General features: G+C 66.4%; 13 protein-coding genes. 8 read left to right on the forward strand and 5 right to left on the reverse strand.

Annotated features, from left to right (window positions below):
• Nucleotides 1-117: 117 nt before the first annotated feature.
• The 4 genes from BM019_RS11445 to mdlC form a co-directional block, all read right to left on the reverse strand.
• Nucleotides 118-1,593: an aldehyde dehydrogenase family protein gene (locus BM019_RS11445; RefSeq protein WP_092418299.1), complete on the reverse strand. Its 1,476-nt coding sequence runs from the start codon at nt 1,591-1,593 to the stop codon at nt 118-120.
• A gap of 75 nt (nt 1,594-1,668) precedes the next feature.
• On the reverse strand, nt 1,669-2,607 hold the full coding sequence (locus BM019_RS11450) for a ketopantoate reductase family protein (protein WP_092418300.1): 939 nt from the start codon (nt 2,605-2,607) through the stop codon (nt 1,669-1,671).
• A 9-nt stretch (nt 2,608-2,616) separates the two neighbouring features.
• Nucleotides 2,617-4,050, reverse strand: coding sequence for an MFS transporter (locus tag BM019_RS11455; protein WP_092418301.1), 1,434 nt, complete (start codon nt 4,048-4,050; stop codon nt 2,617-2,619).
• 92 nt (nt 4,051-4,142) lie between these two features.
• Entirely contained in the window at nt 4,143-5,729 is a 1,587-nt protein-coding gene (gene mdlC, locus BM019_RS11460; protein ID WP_092418302.1) for a benzoylformate decarboxylase, read from the reverse strand.
• Between the two features lie 118 nt (nt 5,730-5,847).
• Here mdlC and BM019_RS11465 point away from each other — a divergent pair, with 118 nt between their 5' ends.
• Nucleotides 5,848-6,750, forward strand: a complete 903-nt coding sequence (locus BM019_RS11465; RefSeq protein ID WP_092418303.1) for a LysR family transcriptional regulator — start codon at nt 5,848-5,850, stop codon at nt 6,748-6,750.
• 3 nt (nt 6,751-6,753) lie between these two features.
• Here the strand turns inward: BM019_RS11465 and BM019_RS11470 are convergent, their stop codons facing one another.
• Nucleotides 6,754-8,085 carry an MFS transporter gene (locus BM019_RS11470; protein WP_092418304.1) on the reverse strand — a complete coding sequence of 444 codons (1,332 nt, stop codon included), beginning with the start codon at nt 8,083-8,085 and terminating at the stop codon, nt 6,754-6,756.
• A 628-nt stretch (nt 8,086-8,713) separates the two neighbouring features.
• Between BM019_RS11470 and BM019_RS11475 the strand changes: the two genes are divergently transcribed.
• The 7 genes from BM019_RS11475 (at nt 8,714) to BM019_RS11500 (ending at nt 15,425) form a co-directional block, all read left to right on the forward strand.
• The gene (locus tag BM019_RS11475; RefSeq protein ID WP_092418578.1) at nt 8,714-9,652 is read left to right on the forward strand and encodes an alpha/beta hydrolase; all 939 of its coding nucleotides are present in this window, start codon (nt 8,714-8,716) and stop codon (nt 9,650-9,652) included.
• 140 nt (nt 9,653-9,792) lie between these two features.
• Complete coding sequence (locus BM019_RS31170) at nt 9,793-9,927, forward strand: hypothetical protein (RefSeq protein ID WP_007931277.1); 135 nt, start codon at nt 9,793-9,795, stop codon at nt 9,925-9,927.
• 190 nt (nt 9,928-10,117) lie between these two features.
• Nucleotides 10,118-10,435, forward strand: coding sequence for a DUF7693 family protein (locus BM019_RS11480; protein ID WP_053260972.1), 318 nt, complete (start codon nt 10,118-10,120; stop codon nt 10,433-10,435).
• 259 nt (nt 10,436-10,694) lie between these two features.
• Entirely contained in the window at nt 10,695-12,179 is a 1,485-nt protein-coding gene (locus BM019_RS11485; protein WP_092418305.1) for a tyrosinase family protein, read from the forward strand.
• Nucleotides 12,180-12,189: 10 nt separating this feature from the next.
• A complete protein-coding gene (locus tag BM019_RS11490) occupies nt 12,190-12,957 on the forward strand; it encodes a copper chaperone (protein WP_092418306.1) in 768 nt (255 codons plus the stop codon).
• Complete coding sequence (locus BM019_RS11495; protein ID WP_092418307.1) at nt 12,950-15,031, forward strand: hypothetical protein; 2,082 nt, start codon at nt 12,950-12,952, stop codon at nt 15,029-15,031. Before BM019_RS11490 ends, BM019_RS11495 begins: the two co-directional genes overlap by 8 nt.
• A gap of 58 nt (nt 15,032-15,089) precedes the next feature.
• Nucleotides 15,090-15,425, forward strand: coding sequence for a hypothetical protein (locus tag BM019_RS11500; protein ID WP_085531274.1), 336 nt, complete (start codon nt 15,090-15,092; stop codon nt 15,423-15,425).
• Nucleotides 15,426-15,487: the final 62 nt, after the last annotated feature.

Genomic DNA, 15,487 nt, shown 5'->3' on the forward strand with positions numbered 1-15,487 from the left:
TCTCCGCTTTGCATAGGCGCAGCCGTTCCCCGACAGGCCGCTCCAGGCCCGCCTTCTATCGGCTGCAAAAATGCCCGGCCTTGTTCAGGGGCCGGGCGATATCCTCAGCTCAAGGCATCAGAAGGGATAACGACGCGCCGAGTGCTGCACGCTGATCCAGTGATCGCGGGTGAACTCGTCGATCGCCCAGTCGCCGTTGAAGCGCCCGAGCCCCGAGTTCTTTTCCCCACCGAAGGGCGCGTTGGCCTCGTCGTTCACCGGGATGTCGTTGATATGGGTCATGCCCGCGCGAATCTGTCGGGCGAAGTTCACCCCGCGCTCCAGGTTGCCAGTGAACACCGCGCTGGACAGGCCGAATTCGCTGGCGTTGGCCAGCTCCAGGGCGTGGGCCTCGTCCCGCGCGCGCAGCAGCCCCACCAGCGGGCCGAAGATTTCGTTGCGCGCCAGGTCCATGTCGACTGTGACCTCGCCGTAGACATGGGGCGCCAGCAGATTGCCCTGGGCGCCGCCCTCGTAGAGCGGCTCGGCGCCTTCGCGGCGGGCCAGCTCGATCTTCTCCCGCAGGCCCTGCAATTGCCGCGTATTGATCACCGGACCGATCACCGTCTCGATCGATTGCGGATCGCCGACCTTGAGGCCCTTGACCCGTTCGACGAAGCGCGCGGCGAAGGCGTCGTAGAGACTGTCGTCGACGATGATCCGGTTGACCGCCATGCAGATCTGCCCCTGGTGCAGGAACTTGCCGAACACCGCCGCGTTCACCGCCTGTTCGAGGTCGGCGTCGGCCAGGACCACGAACGGGCTGTTGCCACCTAACTCCAGGGCCACGTGTTTGAGGTGCGCGCCGCCGCTGGCGATCCGGCCGATACCGCGGCCGACCGGGGTGGAGCCGGTGAAGGTGATCAGCGAAGGCACCGGGTGCTCGACAAAGGCATCGCCAATCTCGCTGCCCGCCCCCACCACCACGCTGAGCACGCCCGCCGGCAAGCCGGCCTCCTCGAAGATCTTCGCCAGCAGCAGACCGCCACACACCGGCGTATCGCTGGCCGGCTTGACCACCACCGCGTTGCCCAGGGCCAGCGCCGGGGCTATCGAACGCTGGGTCAGGTGCAGCGGAAAATTCCACGGGCTAATGACCCCGACCACCCCCAGGGCGCTGCGATAGACCCGACTCTCCTTGCCCGGCACATCGGACTCGACGATGCGGCCGTGGACCCGCGCCGGGAATGATGCCGACTCCAGGGCGATGGCCCGCGCCGCGCCCCACTCCAATTGCGCCTTGAGCCGGGTGCTGCCGGACTCGCGAATGATCCAGTCGACGATCTCCTCGCGGCGCCGGTCGAACACCGCCACCACCTGATGCAGCACCGCCGCCCGCGCCGACGGCCCGAGCGCCGCCCAGTGCGGCTGCACCGCGGCGGCCTTGGCATAGGCGGCATCCAGGTCGGCGCGGTTGGCCTGGGCCACTTCCAGCAACAGCGCGCCGTCGAACGGGTTACTCACCGCCAGGGTTTTGCCGGCCGCGCCGGCGCGCCATTCCCCGGCGATGGGTTGCAGGTGCAGATCGCTGTAGACAGCTGTGGACTCACTCATGACAAAACTCCTCGAAGGCAGGATTCACAGGAAAGATGGGCTCGCGACTCAGGGCGCCGAACCGGGTTTACGTGGCTATGCATGACTGCCTCCGGTGGCCGCCCGCGCCTCGATCAGGCGCAGCAGCCCCAGCAGGGTTTCGGTGTGCGGCACGGCGATGCCGGCCTGGCGCGCCCTGGCCAGGACCTCGCCATTGATCGCGCCGATTTCCGTGGGTCGGCCGGCCAGCACGTCTTGCAGCATCGACGGCTTGTGCGCCCGATGGTGGGCGATGGCATAGGCCACGCTGTCCAGGCAGCGCCGCGCATCCGTGGCCACCCCCACCGACTGCGCGACGCTGAGCACCTCCAGCACGATGGCCCGGGCCAGCGCCGGGCCTTGCGGCACGCCATCCAGTTGCCCCACCGTGCAGCCGGTGACGGCGCACAGGCTGTTCAAGGCAGCGTTGAACGCCACCTTCTCCCAGATCGAGGTCCAGACCTGCGGGTCCACCGCGCAGTGCAGCCCCGCGGCCTCCAGCACCGCGGCAACCTGAGTGCTGCCCTGGCGCTCGACCCCATCCAGCGACAGCAGCCGGACCACGCCCTGGCCATGGGAGCGGACATGGGCCGGCCCGACCATGTCGGCGGGCCAGGTGGTCATGCCGATCATCACCTGCTGCGGGGCGACGTGGCGGCACAACGCTTCGGCGTTGCCCAGGCCGTTCTGCAAGGTCAGCACCCGCGTGTGCTCGCCGATATGGCCGGCAATACTGCGCAGCGCGCTGTCGGTGTGCTGGGCCTTGGTGAAGACCAGCAACAGGTCGGGCTGGCCCGTCACCTGCTCCGGCCGGCAGGCGCTCAAGCCGCCGATGCGCCGCTCGCCGCTGTCGGTGTCCAGGCGCAAGCCCTGGCGACGGATCGCCTCCAGGTGCGTGTCGTTGATGTCCAGCAGCGTGACGCTCTGCCCGCTTTCCGCCAGCAGGCCGCCGAACAGCGAGCCCATGGCGCCGGCCCCGAGAATGCTGATGTTCATCGAACCTCCTTATGGCTGTGAGGGTTGATCGGCAAGTTGCTGCTTGTCGGCCCGGGCTGACCCAGGCACCCGCCGGGGAATATGGCGGCGCACCAGCACCAGGGCGATCAGCGCCAGCACCATCACCGTTCCCAGCAGCGTCAGATAACCGTGGGCGCCGCCCTGGGTGATCACCGTGGCGCCGACGAAGGCACTGAGGATCGCGCCCATGCGCCCGAACGCCAGGGCCGATGCGGTGCCGGTGGCGCGCACGGCGGTGGGATAGATAAAGGCGCACAGCGCATAGAGGGTGGACTGCACGGCGTTGACGAACAGACCATGCACGCCAAAGCCGAAGATCAGCAGGCTGGTGTTCTGGTTGACGTCCACGGCCTGCATGGCGAAGGCACTGGCCGCGCCACCCGCGCAGCAGATCAGCAGCGGCCAGAACGAGCCCCAGCGCGTCATCGCGACCGCGCAGAGCAGCGCGCCGATCACCCCGCCCAGGTTGTAGGCGGTGAGGCCGGAACCGGCCACTGCCAGCGACAAGCCTTCGGACAAAAGCATGGTCGGCAGCCAGCTGAAGGCGCTGTAGACCGCGGTCAGGCACATGAAGAACGCCACCCAGACCGCCACGGTGTCGCGCCCGTAGCCGGGGGCGAACAAGGCGCGAAAGCCGCCCTGCTGCTCGCTCTTCTGCTCCAGCGCATCGGTGTAGCGCACGCCCTCGGGCATCGGTCGGCCCATACGTCCCAGCAGCGCAGTCAACTCGGCCCAACGCTGCGGCCGGCGCGCCAGGAAACGCGGCGACTCAGGCAGCGTCGCCAACAGCAACAGGCCCAGCACGATGGGCAGGCTGCCGCCGATAAAGAACAGCGTGCGCCAGCCGTACAGCGGCAGTACATGGGAGGCGAACAACCCCGCCAGCATCCCGCCCAGGGGCACACAGACAATGGTCGCGGTGACCGCCAGGGTGCGGCGGCGCGCCGGAGTGAACTCGGCGGTCATGGTGGTGGCGCTGGGCAGCGCGCCACCGATGCCGAGCCCGGCGATAAAGCGCAGCGCCGCCACGGTCAACGCATCCGGCGCCAGGCCGATGGCGCAGGTCGCGGTGCCGAACAGGATCACGCTGGCGATGACCGCCATGCGCCGGCCGAAACGGTCGGCGAACAGGCCGGCGCAAGCGCTGCCTATGCCCATGCCGATCAGCCCGGCGGCCACCGCCGGGGCGAAGGCCTCGCGGGTGATCCCCCACTCCTTGATCATCAGCGGTATGGCGAAACCGATGAGTTGGCCGTCGAAACCGTCCATCACGATGGACAGCGCAGCCAGCAACACCACGATCTTCTGCATCCCGGTGTAGGGCCCGTCGTCGAGCAAGGTGCCGATGTCGGCACTGCCGGTAACCGGGCTCGACCGCTGGGGCCCAGCCTCCATCACTTCACTGACCGAAGTCGTGTTCATAGCCACCTCTTTTTATTGTTGTGGTGTACGCGCCAGGCGCGCTTGGCATTACCGGGTCTTCTGCCCGGCGCCGGGAGCCCGGACTTTGAGAATCAGGGCTCGATGGTCAGGGTCGGCACCTCGATCAATACCGGGCGATTGCCGGCCAGGGCCGCGCTGAAGGCGGCGGCGAACTCGGCGCGGGTCGCCGCATGCACCGAATGCACGCCATAACCCTGGCCGATGGCGCAAAAATCCAGACCCGGGACGTCCAGCCCCGGCGCATCGCTGACCTGCAGCACATCGGCGAACCAGCGCAGCGCGCCGTAGGTACCGTTCTTGAGGATGATGAACACCACCGGGATGCCGTACTGGGCAGCAGTCCACAGCGCGGTGATGCCGTAGTTGGCCGAGCCGTCGCCGATGATCGCCACCACCCGCCGCCCGGGCGTCGCCAATTGCACGCCGACCGCGGCCGGCAAGCCGAAACCCAGGCCGCCGGCGGCGGGAAAGAAATAACTGCCGGGCTGGCTCATCTCCACCCGCTGCCAGAACGCGCTCACCGTGGAGGTGGATTCCTTGACGTAGATCGCGTCCCGCGGCGCCAGTTGGTTGATCAGGTCGAAGACTGTTTCCGGGCGCAGCAGGCCACCCTCCTCGCGCACCGGCGCCGGCAGCGGCAAGGCGCTCGGCAGTGGCCGTTCGCTCTGTGCCAGCGCGCCGACCAGGGCTTCGAGGGTCAGGGCGATATCGCCCACCAGCGCATCGCCCATGGGCGCCCGCGCCGCCTCGCCCGGGTCGCAGGTCAGGTGCACCAGTTCGCAGTCCGCCGGCAGGTAATCGCCCGGAGCGTATTGGTGGTAACGGAACACCGGAGCGCCCACCACCAGGATCAAATCGTGCTCAGCCAGGCAGCGGCTGATCCCGGCGATGGCCGCCGGCAGCACGCCACGGAAACACGGGTGGCGGGTGGGGAACGGGCAGCGCGAAGCGGAAGGCGCGACCCAGGCCGGCATGCGCAGCTTTTCCGCCAACTGCACCGCCAGGCCGTTGCTGCCGCTGCCGTCGACATCCGGGCCTAGCACCAGCACCGGGCTACGTGCCGCCGCCAGGCGCTCGGCCAACGCTTGCAGTTGCGCCGCCGAAGGCAGGCCGGCGCTGGCCACCTGGCGCCGCGCCAGATGCTCGACCCCGGCCGGCGCCGCGCAGGCCCAGTCGTCATAGGGAATCGACACATACACCGGCCCGCGCGGCGCCAGGCTGGCCATATGGATCGCCTGGCTCAGGGTGCGCGGCAGGTCCTGGGCCGAGGCCGGCTCGTGGCTCCACTTGACCAGGGGCTTGGGCAGCTGCGCCGCATCGACATTGGCCAGCATCGCTTCCACGCCGACCATCGAGCGCACCTGCTGGCCGGCGGTGATCACCAGCGGGCTGTGGGAATACCAGGCATTGGTCAGCGCGCCCATGCCGTTGCCGGTGCCAGCGGCGGCATGCAGGTTGACGAAGGTCGGCTTGCCGGTGGCCAGGGCGTAACCGTCGGCCATGCCGACCACCGCGCCTTCGTGCAGGCCGAGGATGTAGCGGAAGTCCTCGGGAAAACCCTTGAGGAACGGCAGCTCGTTGGAGCCAGGATTGCCGAAGATGGTGGTCAGGCCTTGTTCGCGAAGAATCTCGTAGGACGCAGAGTGAACGGTTTTCATAAGGACCCTTGTTGTTAGGTTTCGGGTTACTCTTGCAGCCGCTACAAAATTGATCAAATCGATACTATCTCTATCAAAAATAAAACCTATCTATGTTCATAACGGCAGCAGAGGCGGTATGAGCCACATCGATCTGAACCTGATCCGCACCTTCGTCACCCTCTACGAAGCCCGCAGCGTGACCCTGGCGGCCGAGCGTCTGTTCGTCACCCAGCCCTCGGTCAGCTATGGCCTGGCGCGCCTGCGCGAGCTGTTCGACGACGCGCTGTTCAGCCGCACCCGCGACGGCATCCAGCCGACCTTTGTCGCCGAGCAGCTGTACGGCCCCTTGCGCGAATCCCTGACCCGCATCGAAAGCACCGTGCAGGGCTGCCGCCAGTTCGACCCGGCGAGCACCGAGCGGCGCTTTCGCATCGCCCTCTCCGACCTCGGCGAAATCGGCTTTTTGCCGCTGATCCTGGCGCGCCTGAACCAGGACGCGCCGCTGGCCGAAGTCGAGGTCCTGCCGCTGCAGGTGGACCAGGTCGGCGAGTGGCTGGCCAGCGGCAAGGTCGATGCCGCGATCTGCCGCCAGCCGGTCCCCGGTATCCGCAGCCGGGTGCTGATGCACGAGCGTTATGTGTGCCTGCTGAGCACCGGCCATCCGCGCATCGACCAGCAGTTGAGCCTCGAACAGTTCCTCGCCGAACGGCACGTCGCCGTGACCCGCACCAGCGGCCACGGCAATGTCGAAGACGTGCTGAAAAACATGAATGTGGAACGGCGTATCAGCCTGCATGTGCCGCACTTCTCGGTGCTGCCGAAAATCATTCCCGGCACCGACCTACTGGCGGTGCTGCCGGCGCAGATCGCCCGGCTGTTCATCCACGAGGGCGAGCTGAAGATGCTCGAACTGCCGTTCCCGGTGGCCGAGTTCGCCGTGTCCCTGAACTGGCACCCCAACAGCGACAGCTCCGCCGCCCTGCGCTGGTTCTGCGACACCATCGCCGACGCCATCATCAGCGGCCAGGGCCATCACTAGTGGCTAGGCCCCGACCATCGCCGGCTGCGCCCGGGTCCGGGCCGGCTTGAGCAGCAACAGGCAGCCGGCGGCGATCACGAACACGCTGGCAAACACCCCGTACAGATGCAGCGGCTGCCAGCCGCCATCCAGCAGGAAGCCGGCCACGGTCGGCGAAAGAATCGCGCCGATGCGGCCAATGCCAATGCCCCAGCCGACACCCGTGGCACGCACCGAGGCGTCGTAGACCACCGGCGACAGCGCGTAGAGGCCGGCCACGCAGCCGTTGGCAAACAGCCCGATCAGCAGGCCCAGGCCAAGCGCCGCGGCGATCGACGAGGCCGAGCCGACAAACAGCACCAGCAGGCCGGCGGTGATCAGCATGAACAGCGCCAGCACTCGGCCCAGGGGCCAGCGCGAGGCCAGGCCGCCGACCAGCGCCGCGCCGAAGATCCCGCCGACGCTGAGCAGCACCCCGCCGGTGATCCCCTGCTGCGCCGACAGCCCGGCGGCCACCAGCAGTTTCGGGGTCCAGCTCATGACGAAGTAGAAGCCGAACATCACCAGGAAAAACAGCAGCCAGATCAGCAAGGTGGTGCGGCGCATGGCCGGCGCCAGCAACTGGCCGAAACCGCTGGGCGCACCGGGCTGCCTGGGCAGCTCTGGCGGTAACTGTTCAAGCTCAGGTTGCTCCAGGCGCCGGGCCAGGCGATTGATCCGCACCAGGGCATTGCCCGGGCGGCGGGCAAGCAGAAAGTCCAGAGACTCTGGCAGCCACAGCAGCACCAGCGGAATCACCAGCCAGGTCACCGCGCCGCCGAACAGGAACACCGAGCGCCAGCCCCAATGGCTCAGCAACCACACCGCCAGCAGCCCGCCCAGGGTGGCGCCCAGGGCATAACCGGTGGATTGCAGGCTGACCGCCAGGCCGCGCCAACGCTTGCTGGAATATTCGCTGGCGATCACGTTGCTGCTGGCCAGGATGCCGCCGATACCCAGACCCGTCAGGCCGCGCAGCAGCGCCAGTTGCAGGGGTGTCTGGCTCAGGGCCGAGAGCAGCATGCCGAGCCCGGACAGCGCCAGGCAGAACAGGATCAATGGGCGCCGGCCAAACCGGTCGGCCCAGGGCGCGATAAACAGCGAACCCGCCGCCATGCCGAACAGCCCGGCGCTGAGCAGCAGGCCGACCTGCGCCCCGTTCAGCCCCCACTCGGCCGAGACCGAGGCCGCGGTGAAGGCCATCACCAGCACGTCGAAGCCATCGATCATGTTCAAGACCATGCAGATGCCGATGGCCAGGCATTGGAAGGAACTCATCGGGCCGCTGTCCACGCGGCTCTTGAGGTCGAGCGTCATGAGCGCACCTCCACACCGCCTACCGGCGACGGCGAGAGGGAAAACAGCGGCGTGCACACAGACAGACGGCGGACGGAACCCAGGCAGTTCCGCGCCCTTGATAAGCCATTCATGACGAGACCCTTCTTGTAGTTTTTATCGGGGGACGGTCGGGAGGGACCCGCCATCGCCAGGTGGCTAATCAACCATCCAATGGATCCATTAACAAGAGGTGAAATCCAGGGAGTCCATGGAAAATTGGCTGAAATACCTGGAGAAATGCTCAGGTACTTTTATTTAAAAGACGAAAATCAATGACTTAACCAAACAGCTATTGACTGATATTTGCGGGCGATTATCGACCAGACTCAAAAGGCGCAGACTGTTGAGGATCCTGTGGCCGTGAATGGCTACAGGACCCAGAAATAATGGATCCAATAAATCAAAACCCTGAAGGCAGATGCTCAGCTTTTCATCAATGGACTGACAATCCGCCTCAAGGGCTGTGACCTTATCTTTCAACGCCCTGCCCCGGGGTCAGCCGCCACATTTTGTAAAGCATCCCCGGCCACGGATTGGCGAAATGATTATTGCGCCGGTGGGACATCTGCTAAAACGCGGTTTTTATCCGTACGCGGTGCCACAGCCCATGTCCTCCTCATTCTTCTCGCGCTGGCGACCTCGCTGGTGGTCGCTGCTTGGCATGACTGCGCTGTTGATAGGCCTGCCGGTGGGCTGCCAGGTGCTGGAGCACAAGGAGCGCGAACTGGTGTTTCGCGTCGAGCCGGGCAATGCCAGTTGGTATCGCGGCCTGCCGGCCGGAGTACGCGAACTGCAGTTCAAGGGCGACAGCCTCAAGCCCGAGCAGAACATTCATGCCTGGTGGTGGCCGGCCCAGCGGGCCGATGCGCCGGCCGTCCTTTATCTGCATGGGGTGCGCTGGAACCTCACCGGGCAGCTGTTCCGCATCGAGCAACTGCACGCCCTGGGGTTCTCGGTGCTGGCCATCGACTATCGCGGCTTCGGCCAGAGCCTGGGCGAGCCACCGTCGGAAACCAGCGTCTATGAGGACGCGCGGATCGCCTGGGAGCAGTTGCAAAGGCTGCAACCCGACGCCGGCAAACGCCTGATCTACGGCCATTCCCTGGGCGGCGCGGTGGCGGTGGAACTGGCCGCGCAACTGGGGCAACAGGCGGCCAGCGACGGCTCGCCGATCCCGGCCAGTGGCTTGATCGTCGAATCCTCGTTCACCTCCCTGGCCGATATCGCCGCCGAGCTGGGCAATACCTCGCTGCCGGTGCGCTGGCTGCTGTCGCAGAAGTTCGACTCCCTGGACAAGATCGCCCATATCGGCATGCCGCTGCTGATCGTCCACGGCCTGGACGACCGCTACGTGCCGGCGCGCTTCAGCCAGCAATTGTTCGACGCCGCGCGACAGCCCAAGCAACTGCTGCTGGTTCCCGGAGCCACCCACAACAACAGCATGCGCCTGGCCGGCGAGCGCTACCGCCAGGCCCTGAACACCTTGTTGCATGCCCGGCCGGCGAAGGTCGCCAGCGCGGAACCGGCCCGCGTGCCGACCAGTTGAACCCCGAGCCGGCACTATTGCCGTTACGCCCTCCTTCATCAGCCGGATGAGCTCGTCCTTAGACAACCTGTAACAACTCCGGCTGGCCCAGGCAGCGCTTAAATGAGATGGTCTCCTGTTGATTGTTTTGGAGGCATGTCATGACTACATTTCAATTCATCGCAGGCATGGTCTTTTGTCTGGCGGGACTGGGCGTGAGGGCCTACCTGACCCTGCAGCATCCCGGGGAAGAAAAGGCCTGGCGCTCGTCCAGTGTGCGAAAGTCCGCCAAGTAAGCCTTGCCCCCGCCCCTGAATACCGCTGGTGGCCTCCCGGCCGGCCCCGCCTGGACCAGGTGGAAGTCCATGGAAAATGCCCGTATCGCGCGATACGGGCATTTTTTTCAGCCCAGGGAATCCGTCATCCCGCCTGATGCCGGCCCGCAACAATGGCAAAATAGCCGCCGCCCATACCCGAGACCGTCCCATGCCAGCCACCCCCACCCTCACCGCCCGCGAAATCTGCCAAGTGCTCAGAGAGCTGGCCCTCGGCACCCGTACCCTGGGCCCATCGAGCCAGCGCGTATTGGCGGCGGACGATAGCTGGCAGGTACGACTCGACATCGAAGGCTGGACCCTGACCCTGGTCAACCATGGCCAGACCCTGAGCCACTGCGAGCAATGCCGCTCGCCGGATGGCCGGGTCGAAACGCTCGACGCCTGGCAGCGCTACGGCACCGACCCGGTCAAACTGCTGAGCATCTGGGAACACCAGCAATTGCAGCGCCTGCTGCAGGCGTTGTGACCCACCTTCATTGCACCCGGGCCAATCCCCCGTCCGTCCGCCCAAGCCCCCGAAACCCGTGTCGTTCATCGGGATAATGGGAATCGGCCATGGCGTTTTTGCCAGGCCTCTATACTCATTTTCGACGAGGCGCGCACCGGCACTGCGGGCCTCCTGAGCGCAGTTCCGCCGTGAACATGAAGTCGCCAGCGGCAAAGGATTGCGAGGGGTGTGGCGCCATACGCGTCACCTGGCCTGATGCTGCAAGGAAGGTGCATTCATGAACACGATCCGACAGGATGTGGCAACACTCGGCTCCGGATGGGACAACAAGGTCTTGCTCAACTACGCGCTGGCCATGCGCGAGCTGGACAAACTACCGATCACCAACCGCAACAGCTGGAAGTTCCTCGGCGCCATCCACGGCTTCGATCGGCAATTGTGGGTCGAGGTGAATGTCCTGGGCGATTCCGATCCGGTTCCCAAGGACCTGACCAACTTTACCTACGGCAGCCAGTGCCAGCACGGCAGTTGGTACTTCCTGTCCTGGCACCGCGGCTACCTGGCGGCCTTCGAGGCGATTGTCGCGGCCAAGGTCAAGGAACTGACGGGCGACGACTGGGCGCTGCCGTACTGGAACTACCTCAATAGCAAAAACCCGGATGCGCGGCGGGCCCCGGAGGCGTTCCTGGCCGACACCCTGCCTGACGGCAGCCCCAACCCGCTGAAGAAATACCCTCGCCGGCAGGGCTTTACCATGCTGCGGCCGAACTCCCTCGATGCCTTCAGCCTGGCGGCGATGCAGGAGAACGATTTCCAGGTCGGCAATGACGGCAGCATCGGCTTCGGCGGCGGGGTCACCGGCAATTTCGCCCAGTTCGCCCGCTGGACCGGCGACCTGGAGAACAACCCGCACAACACCGTGCATCGCCTGATCGGCGGGGGCGAAGGCTTCATGGCCGACCCGTACCTCGCCGCCCTGGACCCGCTCTTCTGGTTGCACCATTGCAACGTCGACCGGCTCTGGGAGGCCTGGATGAACACCCCGGGCAAGACCATGGTCCGCGATCCGCGCTGGCTCGACGGTCCGGCCGACCGCCGTTTCATCATGCCCCAGGTCGGCGGCAATGACCCTGGCATGAAGTTCACCGGCCGCGACACATTGAAGGATGGCAAATTGCACCCGCGCTATGCCGACTTGAGCATCGGCACGGGCGTGAAACCAGGAGTAGAGGCCGTGACACGGGTCAAGATGGGTGCGCCGGAACAACAGAACATCGAACCGATCGGTGCCAACCGTTCGGTGGTCACGGTCGGCGGCGCGCCGGTGCGCACCCAGGTCGACCTCGACCGCCAGGCCACCAGCACCGGTATCGCCGCGATGGGCGCGACGGACCTGGGCCAGCCGGTGACCCGGCTCTACCTGGCGCTGGAATCGGTGCGCGGCTCCGCGCCCTCGCCGCAGCTTGCGGTGTACATCAACCTGCCGAAAGACAGCGATCCGCAGCAGCATCCCGAGTGCCATGCCGGCAGCCTGACGCTGTTCGGGCTGAACGTCGCCTCACGCCCAGACGGCGGCCATGGCGGCCACGGGCTCGGCTATACGATCGACATCACCGACCTGGCCCAGCGGCTGACCGATGCCGGCGATTTCGATCCCGACTATCTGCGGGTGACCCTGGTCCCAGGCGAGCAGGTATCGGCGGATAAACCGGTGACCGTGGAGCGGATCAGCGTGCTCAAGCGCAGTGGTATCGTCAGCTGAGTCACGCCTCATGCAACCCGGACCGGTCTTGCTCAGCTTCACCCGGGCGCCCTGGCCGTTGCTGTTCGCGACGGCCGGGCTGGGCCTCGCCCTGTGCCTCTACACCGCCGGGCACAGCACCCTGCCCGCCTTCTGCGGTTCCGCGCAGTCCATCGTTGCCAGTTGGCCCACCGTGCTGGAGGCCGAGCTGGCCCTGAACCCGGTGCAACAGATGCTGGCGGACTGGGCCCTGATGCTGCTGGCGATGATGCCGCCGCTGCTGGCAATGCCACTCATGCATGTCTGGCGTTCCAGCCTGCCGCGCCGGCGCATTCGCGCGGCGCTCGGTTTCCTGCTCGGCTACAGCGCCTTATGGCTCACCGCCGGACCGCTGCTGATGGTGCTCGCCTTGTTGCTGCAACTGAGCGTCGCCGACGCGGCGCTGGCCACGGCCCTGCTGGTTGCCCTGCTGTGGAGTGCCAGCCCGTGGCAACGCGCGGCTCTCAACCGCGGCCACCGCCTGCGCCGGATCGGCCTCTTCGGCTGGGCCGCCGACCGCGATTGCCTGGTCTTCGGCGCAAGCCACGGCGCCTGGTGCATCGCCTCATGCTGGGCCTGGATGCTGATGCCGCTGCTGGGCGGGGCCTGGCACATTCCGCTGATGCTGGTGGCCGGGGCCATCATGCTGGTCGAACGCCTGGCACCCGGCGATCGGCCGCGCTGGCACTGGCCGGTGATGCTCCCCCGAGTCGATCTCTGGCTCCTGACTACGCGCAAGGTGGCGCACTCCCATGACTAGACGGACCTGCCTGGCGATTGGCGTGAGCACGCTGACGCCGTTGCCAAACCAGACGCTGCGCTTCGCCTACCTGGATGGCGCCGTGCTCGCCGCCCGTTCGATCGGCGACTGGGCGCTGCGCTCGGGCTTCGGCGCCGACAACGTCAGGATCGTCGACGACGGTCCCATAGACGGCCAGGGCAATCCGGTCACCCGCGAACGGGTGCAACAAGCGGTGGATGAGCTGTTTCCCTCGGGCGCCGAAGTGGTCGAGCAATTGATCCTGGCGTTTTGCGGCCACGGCCTGACCGACGCGAATATCGGCTCGATCTCCTGGCTGTTCAGCGACTCGCTGCGCCAGAAGTACCGCGTCCTGGCCGACTCGTTCTACACCGAGCTGCTGCTGCACGGCGTGCAGCGCATCACCCTGATCACCGATGCCTGCCGCGAGGCGCCGAAGAACCTCGACCTGACGCGACTGGATGCAGTGCGCGGAATCGTCGTGCAAGGCACGCAAGTGGAAAACCCCAGGTTCGACCGCCTGGCCGCCTGCCAGGACGGGCAGCTGGGTTACATGGTGTCCGAACCGATGTCCGGCGTTCCGGGCAAATGCGTGTTCTCCGGGGTGATCGCCGATGCGCTGTGGGGCATCGAGCCGACCGCCATCAGCAATGGCCTGATCACCACCGCGACCCTCGGCATGTGCGTGCGCTCGCGCACCACCGAGCGGGCGAAAGAGTATCGCCTCAAGCTCAACCCGCAGTGCCTGGTCGATCCGGAACCGGCCGTGCTCTACAACACCGCCCAGCCGTTGCCGGGCCCCGCCGGGTTGCAACCGTGGCCGGCCGCGGGCAACGCCGCCACCATGGGCCCGTCCCCGGCGGCTGGCCCGGCGGATTCCGCCGAGCGCAACCTTGAGCGGGTACACAGCGACGCGGCCTTTCGCGAGCGCATGCTCGGTGCCGATTTCGGGCTCAAGCAGCATGACCTGGCGGTTCCCGCCGACCAGATGATCAGCATTCCCGACTCGAGCAAGGATCTGCTGCAGGATCTGGTGGTGCTCCGCCAGCAGAGCCCGCGTTTTCCCGAGAAGAAACAGAAGGTCAAGGCGCTGGTCCAGCGCCTGGAAGCGGATGCCGCCGCCGATATGCGCAAGTCCGCGGCCACCGAGGTTCGCCGCCGGATGAAGCAGATCGGCGACCCCGGCGAGGCCAACCTGATCGTCTACGGCAAGGGCGCGAAGCTCCTGTCCCGGGCCCGGATCGAGCGACTGGACAGCTCCTCGCGGTTCGAGACGTTCCGCGCCACCAGCGATCCCCAGGGAATGCCGGTCCTGGTGGAACTGGCCGATGGCACCTCCACCCCGGTGGTGCCTTATGCGGGTCAGTACGCCGTGGTGATGCCCAGCCCCCTCGGCGATATTTTCCAGGCCTATGGAATGCCCAAGGCCCCCGACAGATACCTGGCGATGCTCGGCGCGATCGACGATTTCGCCGCTGGCCGGCTACAGGCCGAAGACATCGACCGGTTCGCCGCTGGCGTGTGCCATAAAAAGCATGCCGACCCCATGCTGGGTGTGATCTGCGCCTACCTGTACCGCGCCGTTGCCGACTACGACAGCATCCGGCGCCTGGCGTATTTTTATGCCGCCCAAAGCCAGCCGGTGCCTTTCGACATCGCCTTGCTCGGGGCCATGCAGGTGACCCAGGAGGCAGACGGCACCCCACGCTTGCAGATACCGGCCGTCAAGGCGCGCGCGCTCCGGCCCAAGGCGGCCAAGGCCCCTGATTATGTCCGGCGTGCGACACCCGCGGTGCAGGCCTGGATCGGTGGGCGTTGCCCCTGGCTGGGGCTGGGTTGGGACTATGTCAACGACCCGCGGCCGGAATGGGCCGTGCTGGTCAAGGGGCTGGCCGAGCATGCCAGATTGGTGCGGCATAGCGGATCCACGGTGCTGCCGGGCAAGGTGGCGCGCAAGCTGGCAAAAGCCTGGCGTTTGCGACCATCGGAGCGCGAAGACCTGACGCGACCCGCGGTAGCCCGCCAGGCACCCGCCAAGGAAACGAACCAACCCTCGCAACGGTCTGAACAGTGATGGCATTGAGAATGGGGCCGCGCCACAACGCCCTGTCATTCACACTGGAGGTCTCGTCATGAGCGCCCTGACAATCGAAGGCTGGTGCAAGGCCGGCGATGGGCAAAAATCCACGCCGCTGGGAGAGATCCATTTCTACGTCGATGGCCCCCTGCACCTGCGCCTGGAAGAAGCCGAGGAACGCCTGCAGAAAACCCATGAACAGGACGCCATGGTCGACGTCGACATGGACACCATGGAGCTGATCATGCCCGAGGGGTACGCCCCTCTGTCCGACTGCCGGATGCGCGTCTATTTGCAGCACGGTCGCGGCCAGTTCCACCTGGTGGGGCACCGAGCCAGCGATGGCAGCCTGATCTACAGCAACGCGGTGCTGATCGACCAGTTGCTGTAGCAAAGCGGCTTTTGCGCCAGCGCCATTTCGTCCGGGCGTAATCGCTCCCGAGGCTCACCAGA

It is taken from the genome of Pseudomonas sp. NFPP07, assembly GCF_900115645.1.
Classification (GTDB): Bacteria; Pseudomonadota; Gammaproteobacteria; order Pseudomonadales; family Pseudomonadaceae; genus Aquipseudomonas; species Aquipseudomonas chlororaphis.

Coding starts and splice junctions, on each gene's coding strand:
- BM019_RS11445 (WP_092418299.1), bottom strand. CDS start 1,593: ATGAGTGAGTCCACAGCTGTCTACAGCGATCTGCACCTGCAACCCATC.
- BM019_RS11450 (WP_092418300.1), bottom strand. CDS start 2,607: ATGAACATCAGCATTCTCGGGGCCGGCGCCATGGGCTCGCTGTTCGGC.
- BM019_RS11455 (WP_092418301.1), bottom strand. CDS start 4,050: ATGAACACGACTTCGGTCAGTGAAGTGATGGAGGCTGGGCCCCAGCGG.
- mdlC (WP_092418302.1), bottom strand. CDS start 5,729: ATGAAAACCGTTCACTCTGCGTCCTACGAGATTCTTCGCGAACAAGGC.
- BM019_RS11465 (WP_092418303.1), top strand. CDS start 5,848: ATGAGCCACATCGATCTGAACCTGATCCGCACCTTCGTCACCCTCTAC.
- BM019_RS11470 (WP_092418304.1), bottom strand. CDS start 8,085: ATGACGCTCGACCTCAAGAGCCGCGTGGACAGCGGCCCGATGAGTTCC.
- BM019_RS11475 (WP_092418578.1), top strand. CDS start 8,714: ATGTCCTCCTCATTCTTCTCGCGCTGGCGACCTCGCTGGTGGTCGCTG.
- BM019_RS31170 (WP_007931277.1), top strand. CDS start 9,793: ATGACTACATTTCAATTCATCGCAGGCATGGTCTTTTGTCTGGCGGGA.
- BM019_RS11480 (WP_053260972.1), top strand. CDS start 10,118: ATGCCAGCCACCCCCACCCTCACCGCCCGCGAAATCTGCCAAGTGCTC.
- BM019_RS11485 (WP_092418305.1), top strand. CDS start 10,695: ATGAACACGATCCGACAGGATGTGGCAACACTCGGCTCCGGATGGGAC.
- BM019_RS11490 (WP_092418306.1), top strand. CDS start 12,190: ATGCAACCCGGACCGGTCTTGCTCAGCTTCACCCGGGCGCCCTGGCCG.
- BM019_RS11495 (WP_092418307.1), top strand. CDS start 12,950: ATGACTAGACGGACCTGCCTGGCGATTGGCGTGAGCACGCTGACGCCG.
- BM019_RS11500 (WP_085531274.1), top strand. CDS start 15,090: ATGAGCGCCCTGACAATCGAAGGCTGGTGCAAGGCCGGCGATGGGCAA.